12 protein-coding genes are annotated in these 12,200 nt (G+C 43.7%); 8 read left to right on the forward strand and 4 right to left on the reverse strand.

From position 1 onward, the window contains the following. The first annotated feature begins 56 nt into the window (after positions 1 to 56). The 5 genes from SCB77_RS04870 to rodA all read left to right on the forward strand — a co-directional run bounded on the left by SCB77_RS04870 (position 57) and on the right by rodA (position 5,790). Positions 57 to 1,079: a rod shape-determining protein gene (locus SCB77_RS04870; protein WP_274268854.1), complete on the forward strand. Its 1,023-nt coding sequence runs from the start codon at positions 57 to 59 to the stop codon at positions 1,077 to 1,079. Between the two features lie 96 nt (positions 1,080 to 1,175). Next, positions 1,176 to 2,012, forward strand: coding sequence for a rod shape-determining protein MreC (gene mreC, locus SCB77_RS04875; RefSeq protein WP_320185309.1), 837 nt, complete (start codon positions 1,176 to 1,178; stop codon positions 2,010 to 2,012). Beyond that, on the forward strand, positions 2,005 to 2,532 hold the full coding sequence (locus SCB77_RS04880; protein WP_320185310.1) for a rod shape-determining protein MreD: 528 nt from the start codon (positions 2,005 to 2,007) through the stop codon (positions 2,530 to 2,532). Before mreC ends, SCB77_RS04880 begins: the two co-directional genes overlap by 8 nt. A gap of 29 nt (positions 2,533 to 2,561) precedes the next feature. Continuing rightward, on the forward strand, positions 2,562 to 4,526 hold the full coding sequence (mrdA, locus tag SCB77_RS04885) for a penicillin-binding protein 2 (RefSeq protein ID WP_320185311.1): 1,965 nt from the start codon (positions 2,562 to 2,564) through the stop codon (positions 4,524 to 4,526). Further along, positions 4,519 to 5,790 carry a rod shape-determining protein RodA gene (rodA, locus tag SCB77_RS04890; RefSeq protein WP_320185312.1) on the forward strand — a complete coding sequence of 424 codons (1,272 nt, stop codon included), beginning with the start codon at positions 4,519 to 4,521 and terminating at the stop codon, positions 5,788 to 5,790. Before mrdA ends, rodA begins: the two co-directional genes overlap by 8 nt. Positions 5,791 to 5,799: 9 nt before the next feature. Here the strand turns inward: rodA and SCB77_RS04895 are convergent, their stop codons facing one another. The 4 genes from SCB77_RS04895 to SCB77_RS04910 are packed head-to-tail and all read right to left on the reverse strand — an operon-like array spanning position 5,800 to position 8,506. Then, positions 5,800 to 6,657, reverse strand: a complete 858-nt coding sequence (locus tag SCB77_RS04895; protein WP_320185313.1) for a nucleoside phosphorylase — start codon at positions 6,655 to 6,657, stop codon at positions 5,800 to 5,802. Beyond that, the gene (locus SCB77_RS04900) at positions 6,654 to 7,271 is read right to left on the reverse strand and encodes an IMPACT family protein (protein WP_320185314.1); all 618 of its coding nucleotides are present in this window, start codon (positions 7,269 to 7,271) and stop codon (positions 6,654 to 6,656) included. The genes SCB77_RS04895 and SCB77_RS04900 overlap by 4 nt, the downstream gene beginning before the upstream one ends. Beyond that, positions 7,268 to 8,125 carry a DMT family transporter gene (locus SCB77_RS04905; RefSeq protein WP_320185315.1) on the reverse strand — a complete coding sequence of 286 codons (858 nt, stop codon included), beginning with the start codon at positions 8,123 to 8,125 and terminating at the stop codon, positions 7,268 to 7,270. Before SCB77_RS04905 ends, SCB77_RS04900 begins: the two co-directional genes overlap by 4 nt. 3 nt (positions 8,126 to 8,128) lie before the next feature. Further along, positions 8,129 to 8,506: a thermonuclease family protein gene (locus tag SCB77_RS04910; protein WP_320185316.1), complete on the reverse strand. Its 378-nt coding sequence runs from the start codon at positions 8,504 to 8,506 to the stop codon at positions 8,129 to 8,131. A 447-nt stretch (positions 8,507 to 8,953) separates the two neighbouring features. Between SCB77_RS04910 and SCB77_RS04915 the strand changes: the two genes are divergently transcribed. From SCB77_RS04915 to aroA, 3 genes are read left to right on the forward strand one after another with little or no spacing between them, the layout of a single operon-like run. Beyond that, a complete protein-coding gene (locus tag SCB77_RS04915; RefSeq protein ID WP_320185317.1) occupies positions 8,954 to 9,778 on the forward strand; it encodes a prephenate dehydratase in 825 nt (274 codons plus the stop codon). Between the two features lie 29 nt (positions 9,779 to 9,807). Next, on the forward strand, positions 9,808 to 10,914 hold the full coding sequence (locus SCB77_RS04920; RefSeq protein ID WP_320185318.1) for a chorismate mutase: 1,107 nt from the start codon (positions 9,808 to 9,810) through the stop codon (positions 10,912 to 10,914). Next, positions 10,914 to 12,167, forward strand: coding sequence for a 3-phosphoshikimate 1-carboxyvinyltransferase (gene aroA / locus SCB77_RS04925; protein ID WP_320185319.1), 1,254 nt, complete (start codon positions 10,914 to 10,916; stop codon positions 12,165 to 12,167). The genes SCB77_RS04920 and aroA overlap by 1 nt, the downstream gene beginning before the upstream one ends. Positions 12,168 to 12,200: the final 33 nt, after the last annotated feature.

Raw genomic sequence — 12,200 nt, forward strand, 5'->3', positions numbered from 1 at the left:
ACCATTTTTTTTATTTAGGTTTGCATTAAAATTGAAAATAAGACAAGAGACATTCAATGGGGTTATTTAACTGGTTTACGCAAGAAGTTGCTATCGATTTGGGAACGGCCAACACCCTGATCATACATAATGACAAAGTAGTAGTCGATGAACCATCTATCGTTGCCTTCGACCGCACCACCAACAAGGTGATCGCGATAGGGCGGCAGGCCATGCAGATGGAAGGAAAGACTCATGATAACATAAAGACAGTAAGGCCTCTTCGGGATGGTGTTATTGCTGATTTTACAGCAGCCGAACACCTCATTCGCGGGATGGTGAAACTGGTAAACAACGGAAAGTCGTGGTTTTTCCCCTCGCTTCGTATGGTGGTATGTATCCCTTCAGGAATCACCGAAGTGGAGAAAAGAGCGGTACGCGACTCTGCCGAGATTGCAGGAGCTAAAGAGGTTTACCTTATCCACGAACCGATGGCGGCAGCTGTAGGTATCGGTATTGATGTGGAAGAGCCCGTGGGTAACATGATCATCGATATCGGTGGCGGTACCACCGAGATTGCCGTGATCGCCCTTTCGGGTATTGTTTGCGACCAATCTATTCGCGTAGCCGGAGATAACTTTGACTCCGATATTGTACAATATATCCGTCGTCAACATAATATTATGATCGGTGAACGCACCGCAGAAAAAATCAAGATTGAAGTAGGTGCCGCTCTTCCGGAACTACAAGATCCACCAGAGGATTTTGCGGTACAAGGACGTGACCTGATGACCGGTATACCTAAACAAATTACCGTTTCTTATACTGAAATAGCACACTGTCTGGATAAATCTATCTCTAAGATCGAAGAAGCTATCCTAAAAGCCTTGGAAATTACACCGCCAGAACTATCGGCAGATATCTATCAAACCGGTATTTATTTAACTGGTGGTGGAGCCTTGCTGCGTGGTTTGGATAAACGTATCCAAGCGAAAACCAAGCTTCCTGTGCATGTTGCCGAAGATCCCCTTCGCGCCGTGGTAAGAGGTACAGGCATCGCTTTGAAAAACATTGGACGATTTAAATTTTTGATGCAGTAACGCGTCTATATAATTTTTCTAACATGCGCGATATAGAAAAGAGGTCATCTACTATTCTATATCGCGTATTTGTTGACAGGTAATTAACGGATATTCATGAAAAACCTTTGGCTATTTCTTGTTCGATACAATGCGATCTTCTGGTTTATCCTGTTTTTCTCCGTGTCCATTGCCCTCGTCGTACAACACAACAGCTACCAACGCACATCCTTTATAAACTCGTCCAATGTCATGGTGGGCTCGTTTTATCAACAGGTCAACTCTTGGAAAAGCTACCTCTCGCTACATGATGCCAACGAAAAGTTGGCCGCTGAAAACGTCTTGCTAAGACAGCAAATTCAAAACTTGCTTCAAGCGGATACATCGGCTGACTCGGTACATATTGTAGATTCGATTGAGCAGGGTAGATACGCATTTATTGTGGCCAACGTGGCAAACAACAGTGTGCACCAAAAGAGCAACTACCTCACACTGGATAAAGGATCTGCAGATGGCGTAGAAAAAGGAATGGGCGTTATCACCAGCAATGGTGTGGTAGGCATTATCCTGCAAACATCGGCTCATTTCAGTTCGGTGCAATCCTTGCTCCATCCCGACACGAAAATATCCGTAACCTTGGATAGCTCTGAAGTATTTGGATCGCTCGTATGGGGAAGCAATATTGATCCACGTTTTGGTATGGTGCGGGATATCCCTAACCATGTACAGGTGAAAAAAGGCGAAAAGGTATTTACCTCCGGTTATTCGCTCTTTCCGGCAGGAATACACGTCGGTAATATTGTCGAAACAGGTATCAAATCTGGGGAAAGCTTCTTGGATCTTAAAATCAAGTTGTCCACCAATTTTAGCAACCTGAACCACGTCTACATCGTCCGAGATTTGTTAGTCAATGAAAAAGAAACGTTAGAAACAACGAGCCAAGACAATGGGTAAAGTTATCGTACTAAATATCATCCGATTCTTTGTAGTTGTGTTGCTGCAGGTGGCCCTATTTAAAAACATAGGTTACTACAATGTAGCTTCCACTTTTCCCTACATTTTCTTTATCCTACTACTGCCCATAGGACTACCCAACCTATTGCTCTTCATCTTGGCTTTCCTCACGGGATTGACTATCGATGCATTTTACGATTCAACGGGTGTACATGCCGCGGCCTGCGTGGCATTAGCTCTTTTCCGAACGTTTTTCCATAAAATTACACTGGAAGTGGAGATAAAAGATTCCTTCAATACCCCATCTCTGGGGGAAATGGGAACAAAATGGTTTCTGCCCTATGTGTTCTTCGGAACGTTGATTCACCATTTTACACTCTTCTTGGTAGAAGTGTTTTCCTTTTCGAATTTTCTATACACGCTGGCTAGCATCGTTTTAAGTAGTATCTTTACGTTATGTGTGATCTTCTTGATGAGCTTGCTGGTTTACAGAAGAAAATCACGTATCAACAGTATTTAATTAAACATTAACATAAGGACTTTACGTTCATGAATAGTTTTTTCGCACGTAAATTTGTCATTCAAGGAATATTTATTGCCGTGGCGCTGGTCATTGTGATACGTCTGTTTTATATTCAGATTATTGACGAATCGTATTTATTATCAGCCAACAACAATGTGCTTCGAAAAGTCGTCGTGTACCCCGCTCGCGGAGTCGTTTTTGACAGAAATGGAAAAGTTTTGGTACAAAATGAACCCGTTTACGACCTGCTTGTCACCCCGCGCGAAGCGAAGGAAATCGATACAGCATTACTTTGCCGAATTATCGATATAGACCTAAAAGGATTTAAAACGCGCATGGACAAAGCGCGCGAACATTCTCCCTATCGGGCATCGATCTTCGAAAAACAGCTTTCTTCGGCTACATATGCCCAACTACAGGAACACCTGTATAAATTTCGAGGCTTCTATGTACAGAATAGAACCGTAAGAAGTTATCCAGACAGCATCGCGCCGCAACTGTTGGGCTATATCCAAGAGGTAAACGAAAAGGACATTAAAAATTCCGATGGGTTTTACCGCTCCGGTGACTACATCGGAGGAAGTGGTATAGAACGCTCCTACGAAGATCTTCTACGCGGTCAACGTGGTGTAAAAAACCAAATGGTCGATGCGCTGAACCGGCCGAAGGGTGTTTTCATGGAAGGTCGTTATGATACCTTAGCCGTTTCTGGCGAGGGATTGATCTCTACCATTGACCGAGACCTGCAGCTATTGGCTGAAAAACTGATGAAGGGAAAGATGGGTTCTGTCGTCGCCATTGAGCCCGCAACTGGTGAAATATTAACATTTGTTAGTGCCCCTTCCTATGATCCAAATATGATGGTTGGTAGACAGCGAGGCAATAATTACATGAAATTACTGAACGACGAAACTAAGCCCATGTTTATCCGCCCTATCCAAGCGCAATATCCCCCTGGGTCGGTATTTAAGGTCGTTGCAGCACTTACAGCACAACAAGCGGGCATCATCAACCAGCAAACAGTATTCAATTGCCCGGGAGGCTACCGCTATGGCGGTGGGCGCGCCATTATGCGCTGCACCCACGTACACGGAGCAACAGATCTGGCCAATTCCATTATGGGCTCCTGCAATACCTACTATGGATACACCTATGCACGCATGATAGATTCCAGAGGAATGTCGGGACCACAAGCCTACGATATGTGGCGTGAAGGTTTACTGAAATTTGGACTGGGACAACGGTTGGGGATTGACCTTCCGGGAGAACGCCCCGGACTAGTGCCCACTTCAGACTTTTACACCAAACGTTACGGTAGCGGTAAATGGCGCTCTGGATACAATATCTCTCTTTCTATCGGACAGGGGGAGCTCGGTATCACGCCATTGCAGATGGCTAATATCATGGCGATTGTGGCCAACAAAGGCTTCTACTACCGTCCGCACCTTGTTAAAGGAATCGGGGAAAAGAAAATTGTTAAAGAGGAATTTACTGAAAAGATCAGTGCCGGCGTAGACGAGAAATATTATGCGCCCGTAATCGAAGGAATGAGCCGCGCAGTGAACCGACCTGGAGGAACGGCCTACAGCGTGCGCATCCCTACTATCGAGATGTGCGGAAAGACAGGAACCGCCCAAAACCCCCACGGGGAAAACCATGCCGTATTCTTTGCCTTTGCACCACGAGAAAACCCGAAGATTGCCATCGCCGTATTCGTGGAAAACGCGGGTTACGGAGGCACCTGGGCCGGTCCTATTGCTAATATGCTCGTGGAGAAATATATAAACGATACCATTACGCTTCCTAAATACATACAGGATAGAATATACAATGCCAACTTTATCCCGAAATCGGAAAAGAAAACAGAGGTAAAAAAAGATACAACAACAAAAAAAGGTGCAGCGAGCCAAGCCGTAAAAACGACAAAGTCGACCGCCCCTAAAAAAGAATATTTTGTGCACCATAGTCAAGTGAGAAGCCGTTATGAATAAGATTGGAGAGAAAAGCTTTTTTGGCCGCATCGATTGGCTGACAATTTTGCTGTGGTTTGCCCTGTGTATCATCGGTTGGTTCAATATCCACGCCGCGGTTTTTGATCCTGAGCAACCGGGAATTTTCAACTTGGCCACCAACTACGGAAAGCAGTCGATCTACATCTTTACGGCCTTGCTTATCGGTTTTAGTATATTGATCATCGATGCTAAATTTTTTATTTCAGCCTCTCCGATCATCTACTTCGTTGTGATTCTCCTATTGGTTGCCGTGCTCGTCGTAGGCCGGAATGTAGGTGGAAACCAAGCTTGGATTCCACTAGGAAGCTTCCGTTTACAACCTTCTGAATTTGGAAAACTGGCGACCTGCCTCTTGCTAGCATCCTACCTCAGCACACAAACAAATAAACACCCCAACTTAAAAACACTGAGTATCGCATCGGTAATCATCCTTTTTCCGGTAGCCTTGGTCATGCTGCAGCCCGATACGGGATCGGCTTTAGCATTTTTCTCGTTGATCTTTGTGCTGTATCGTGAAGGTTACGTTGGCAATACCCTACTTATATTAGGCGGACTAGCTATACTCCTGTTCGTTATGGCGCTATTAATTAACCAGTGGATTCTCATCGGTTTACTTTTGGTAATTGCCGCCATCTTTGCGTTTATACTCCGCAAAAAGCGGAAACACTTGATCAATATCGGCATCCTTTTCATTGCCTCGTCGGTCTATGTACTATGTGTAGACTTTGCATACGAACAAATTCTACAACCGCACCAGCGAAACCGTATAGATATTATCTTGGGTAAGATGGACGATCCACGCGGTCAGGGATACAACCTCAACCAATCTAAAATCGCCATTGGATCCGGGCAACTGTTCGGAAAGGGCTACCTGCAAGGCACGCAAACCAAGTACAATTTCGTTCCCGAACAGAGCACGGATTTTATATTTTGTACAGTTGGTGAAGAATGGGGTTTTGTAGGTTGTATATTTTTGATATCGATCTATCTTACGCTATTAATACGCTTGGTAAATCTAGCAGAACGACAACGGACAGCCTTCGCTCGTATCTACGCCTACGGTGTAGCCTCCATCCTCTTCTTCCATTTTTTTATCAACATCGGCATGACCATTGGCATTGTACCCGTGATTGGTATTCCGCTCCCGTTCATCAGCTATGGAGGTTCTTCGCTATGGAGCTTTACGATATTACTCTTCATCCTGCTTAGATTCGACTCGAGCAGAAAAGGGTTAAACGGTTAATTACAGAAATTACAAGCGGTCGAGCACATAACGAATGGCCTGATCCACTATTTCTTTTGGATTGTCCGCGAAGGCATCGTGTACGCGGCTAGCAAGAATAGCGTTGATGGACAAAGCATGATGGCCAAACATGTTAGCCAATGCATAGATACCGGCGGTTTCCATTTCCAGATTCGTTATCTGACGCCCTTCCAACGACAAGGAATTGGCTTTCTGAATTAAATCGGGATATACATTGATCGAACGTACAGAACGCCCTTGAGGACCATAAAATCCGGGGGCGGTCATCGTTATTCCTTTGGGCAAATCTGCCGCGATTTGATCAAGCAATCGCGGACTTGCACTGCCCACGTAGGGTGTAAATGTCAACGTATCAAAATGCTGCTGCACTTCGTGCTGTATTTTTTCTTCTTCCGCAGAGTAAGGCTTTACGTAATATTGCATCAATGCGTCGAAACCTATACCGTAAGCGCTTGCCAAGATGGTGCCCATTTTGATATCTCCCTGAATAGATCCCGATGTGCCTATACGAATGATATCCAAACTCGTTAAATCGGTTTTCAGCGTCCGCGTTGTAAAATCAATATTAACTAATGCATCAATCTCATTGAACACGATATCAATATTATCGGTTCCAATCCCGGTCGATATAACGGATATACGCTTACCACGCAGCGAACCTGTGTGCGTGATAAACTCTCGCTTTCCTTTCTTGATATCGATCCGATCGAAATAACGGGATACGTCCGCAACCCGATCCGGATCGCCCACGAAAATTATCGTTGGCGCCAAATCCTCTGGGAGTAAGTTTAAATGATAGATACTGCCATCTGCATTAAGAATAAGTTCTGAATCCGCTATCATCATCTTGTCGTTAAATATGAATACTGCACACCTACTAACTTGTCTAGTTTACTTACAAATTGGTTAACTTGCATTTTGCGAACCTCAACCTCCATAAGGCAACGGTTGTCGAAATTCTGATTCAAGATACCTAAATTTTCCTCTTTCACCAAACGCATGACCTCATTCATCTGTAAGTAATCAAAAGAAATCTCGTATACATCATTAACGGTTTCCTCCACAATCTCTGCCTCTTCCAATGCAAGCTGGGTGGCACTCTTGTAAGCGTTAATCAGCCCCGGAACGCCCAGTAATGTTCCTCCGAAATAACGCACCACCACCACCAACACATTTGTGAGGTCTTTTGACAGCAGCATATTCAAGATTGGTCGTCCTGCCGTCCCCGAAGGTTCACCATCATCGTTCAACCGGAAAACAGCACGATCGGGCGTAAGCCGATATGCCCAACAATGATGCCGAGCCTTGGGATGCAAGGTCTTTAGATCGGCAATGATCTCCTTTAATTGATTTTCACTTTTGAAGGGATAGGCGTAAGCCATAAACTTGCTTCCTTTATCCCGAAAAAGTCCCTCACTGGGCCCAGTAATAGTACGATACGTATCGTCAAATAAACTCACAGATATGCAATAATTAACACTGAAATAACCGCAAGCACCAGTCCGATCTTATTGATCAATTGCAGGCGCTCAGAAAAAAATATGATCCCAATACATGCTCCCAAAAGAATGACACCGATGTTCATTCCCGTGAAAACAATAGACGGGCTCTCTGAAAGCGCGCGGTGCGCCTTCATATAGAACAAAATGTTCCCAAAGTTAAACAATCCCAAAAGTATCCCCCAAAATACGGAAGCAGTTTTCAGTCGACGTTTTTTGATCCTTAGATCATAGACCAAAAAAAGAAAGGCCACAAGCATCGCTAAAACGAAGATGACCAGCATCGAGAAGGCGTAGGAAACATGCTGATAAAGGGCTACCTGCTTAAAGAGAATATCTATTATCCCCATCCCGACGAATACCGCTAGCGCATAAACCCATTTACCGTTCGCATCCTTAGCTCCCCCTTTCTGCCAACTAATAGAAAATAATATGGCAACAAGCCCCACTGCAATACCGATCAACTTTGGCGTGGCCATCTTTTCATGGAATAAAAAATAGGCCGCTAACAGCGGAATAAAGAGCGACAACCGCTGTGCAATTTCTGTTCGAACGATTCCACTGTATTGAATAGCAAAGGCAATACACAAGAATATTGCAGGCAACAAAATGGCCAATGCGCCATAGTTGGCCCAAGGCAGATGAAACCAGTCTGAACTAGGCAACTGCGGACTAAGGAATTGCCAAGTAAGTAAAGCAGCTACCGGATAGTTCCAAACGATGAGATGAAGATGCTTGATTCCCCGTTGCTTAGCCAACTTGATGATGACGGAAACCGTCACGCTGCATATCACACTAATAAGTACGTACCACATAATCTATTTTTTCCATAAACCGCGTCCATGATTACGCGCTTCGCGCTCCAATTCTACAAAAAGTTTGGCATATTTTACATTCGGCGGAACAGTATACACCTGCGCATAGCCTTTTTTTACCAATTCCGCATTCACAAAAGTCTTACCAAGGTAAACGTAGGCCAATATACGACCATAGCGATCACGCTTCCCAACATCTTCCACCAGTCTCACCTTTTTATTGGTCAGCAATTTCGTCAAGAATACTTTCGATTCCTCGCCATAATAGCCTATCTTTTTTCTTGAAGTGTTTCGTGTTTCTGGAGCATCCACCCCGATTAACCGAACTTTATCGCCTTTTTTCGTACCATTTTCGACAACAAAAGTATCACCATCTACCACTCTTTTTACAACAAAAAAACCATCATTTTTAACACAAAAAGACCCACATAAAACAATAAAAAAACAACATAAAAATGGTGAAAAAATCAATCTAAAAACCATAATCAAAAACACAACTAACTAATAAAAAGATATATACATAAATAAAACAAGTAAAAAAAACAATATCACAACATCAAAAATTCACTCACAAAAACAATAAAAAAAACATAAAAAACCATCGAAAAAATCATGTTATAAAAAATATTTTTAAAAAAATTTTGCAGATTAAAAATTAACGTCTACATTTGACAAACAAAAAAGAGACAATGACAACAGCAAATACATATTTTTATTTTGGATACTTTTATTTTAAGGATAAGAGCCGAGATTTGTATGTTGCTGCGAAATAAGCAAAAAAAGTCTCGGATAACAATTCGGGACTTTTTTTTTATTCCAAAAAAATCAATGAAAACAAAAATTGCAATACAGGGCGTAAAGGCTTCTTTCCATGAAGAAGCTGCTTTTAAATATTTCGGCGAGGAGATTGAAACCCTTGAATGTGAGTCCTTCAAAAAAACTTGTGACATGTTAAAGCAAGGAAAAGCGGACTACGTCGTTATGGCCATCGAAAACTCTATCGCTGGAAGTATACTTCCTAACTACAATTTGTTGCGCGATTACCGTTTTCACATTATCGGCGAGGTGCACCTTAACATCCAACAGAACCTATTGGTCTACCCTGGCGTTAAACTTACAGACCTGAAGTTCGTGGAATCGCACCCTATAGCTATCCGTCAGTGTGATGAGTTTCTAAGCGACTTCCCTGACTGGACAATAAAAGAAGGTATGGATACCGCCGCTTGTGCAAAAAATATCGCAGACAACAAGTTAAAGAACACCGCTGCTATAGCCAGCGCCATGGCGGCTAAGCTCTATGGGTTGGAAATATTGGAAAAACGTATTGAGACAAACAAAAAGAACGCAACGCGCTTTTTGATCTTGGCCAACGAAGTTGTGGAACAAAAAAATGCCAATAAAGCGTCGCTATCTTTCCAAACGGGAAATGCAGTGGGCTCCTTGGCGAATGTCCTACAATGTTTTGCCGAGCAGCATGTAAACTTGAGCAAGATTCAGTCTATGCCCGTTGTAGGCAAAAGGAATGAATATGATTTTTATGTCGACGTAGAATGGAAAAAACAGAGCGATTATGACGCCGCCATCCGTAAAGTACTGAAGCATACCGTGAACTTCAACATCATGGGAGAATACATTAAAAACGAAAAAGTATAATTAATTAGCAAACGAAAATAATAGAGAACATGAAACATACATTAGACATCGTCCCTTTAAAATCTTGGATAGATACAGGCGACAAACCTTTAATCATTGCGGGTCCTTGTAGTGCAGAAACCGAAGAACAAGTGGTTTCAACAGCACATCTACTTGCCAACACGGGTAAAGTAAACGTATTGAGAGCTGGTATCTGGAAGCCGCGTACAAGACCAGGAGAATTTGAAGGCATTGGTAGCGTAGGCTTACAATGGTTAAAACGCGCCAAAGAAGAAACAGGCTTATTGACAGCTACTGAAGTTGCTACGGCTAAACATGTCGAAGAAGCATTGGCTGCAGGTGTTGATGTATTGTGGATCGGCGCACGGTCTACTGCAAATCCGTTCACCGTGCAGGAAATTGCGGATGCCCTTGTTGGTGTGGATATCCCTGTATTGATCAAAAATCCGGTAAACCCTGATCTTTCACTTTGGATTGGAGCCTTGGAGCGCGTAAACCGTGCCGGAATCAAGAAATTAGCAGCCATCCACCGCGGTTTCTCTTCTTTCGAGAAAACAGCTTTCCGCAACGAACCGATGTGGGATTTGGCCATCCAATTGAAATCAGCTTGTCCAGAATTACCTATCATCAATGATCCTAGCCATATCTGTGGAAATAGAGAATTGATCCCTTACATTGCGCAAAAAGCAATGGATATGGATTTGCAAGGCTTGATTATCGAGTCCCATATTGATCCTTCGGTAGCATGGACCGATGCAAAGCAACAGGTAACGCCTGCGTCACTAGCAGAACTTTTAGACAACCTTTCGGTTCGTCATCCTGAATCCAACAACCCTGCTTTTGAAGATAAATTAGCCGAATTACGTCAGCAAATTGACAAATTGGATGATGCTATCTTACAACAGATCGGTGACCGCATGAAAATAGCGGAGAAAATTGGCCAGTACAAACGCGACAATAACGTCACGATCCTTCAAGTAAATCGTTGGGACGAGATTGTGCAGAAACGTGTGCAGCTTGCGAAAGCACTTTCTTTGAGCGAAGATTTCGCATCGAAGTACCTGGAATTGCTACACAACGAGTCTATTCGCAAACAAAATGAGATCATGAATACGAATTCTATAGCGGAGGCATAATGAGTTTATCCACAATTAAGCTCTCCCATTCTTCAAAAAAAGTACAAGGCACGGTTCAACTTACTGGTTCTAAATCAGAGAGCAACCGTGCTCTTATTATACAGGCACTCAGCAAAGGATTGGTAACGGTCGAAAACCTTTCCGCAGCAGCAGATACCGTCATTATGCAGAACGCACTGCAGCAAGCTGCGGCGAGCAGCGCGCAAACCACTACGACGATCGATATTGGCCCTGCTGGAACAGCCATGCGTTTTCTAACATCCTACTTAAATCTAGTAAAAGGCCAATTTTTGTTGACCGGCACAGCGCGTATGCAACAGCGTCCCATTGGCATCTTGGTGGATGCCCTGCACACGCTAGGAGCACAAATTGATTACGCCAAACAGGATGGATACCCTCCCCTAAGCATAAATGGCGGGCTCAGGCTGACAAAAAACTGTGTTTCCATCCAAGGAAACATCAGTAGTCAGTACATTTCTTCCCTGCTCCTTGTCGCGGCATCCTTAAACAACGGCCTTATCCTCGACATTCAAGGAGAATTGACATCAAGGCCATACGTTACGATGACCTTGAACATGCTGCAGGAAGCTGGAGTAAACTACACATGGAATGATAATTCCATCGAGATCAAGGCACAAACATTCAAGCCGACCACTATTTTTGTGGAACCCGACTGGAGCGCTGCCTCCTACTGGTACGCCATCGTTGCCCTTTCGGAAGACGGAGCGATTGTATTACCAGGACTCAAGGCACACAGCCTACAAGGAGACATCGCCATCGTCGATATCATGACGCATTTCGGTGTGGCCAGTTCCTTCCAAGAAGACGGCCTCCACATTGCAAAAGTCAGCCAAGGAACCGACAAGCAGCTTTTCGACTTCAAAGAATGCCCCGATTTAGCACAAACCATCGTGGCTCTAGCTGCTGCGCTAAAAAGGGACATTTCCATCACGGGCGTGGAAACGCTTAAAATCAAAGAAACAGACCGCTTGGCCGCGCTCAAAACGGAAATCGAGAAATTCGGTGCCACTATAGTAGCAGACAACAATACTTACCATATAAAAACCGAGGTCGTACAGCCCGTTGAACATATTACATTTGACACCTACGAAGATCACCGCATGGCTATGGCCTTTGCCCCATTAGCTTTGGTTTTCAAGGAAGTAAGCATCAACGAGCCACAAGTGGTTGAAAAATCCTATCCAGACTATTGGGTACATTTGGAACAACAAGGCTTTCAAATCCGTAAATAATTACACTAAATCAGCAATAATAGTTCCTTCTTA

The organism is Sphingobacterium bambusae (assembly GCF_033955345.1).
In the GTDB taxonomy this organism is placed as follows: Bacteria; Bacteroidota; Bacteroidia; order Sphingobacteriales; family Sphingobacteriaceae; genus Sphingobacterium; species Sphingobacterium bambusae.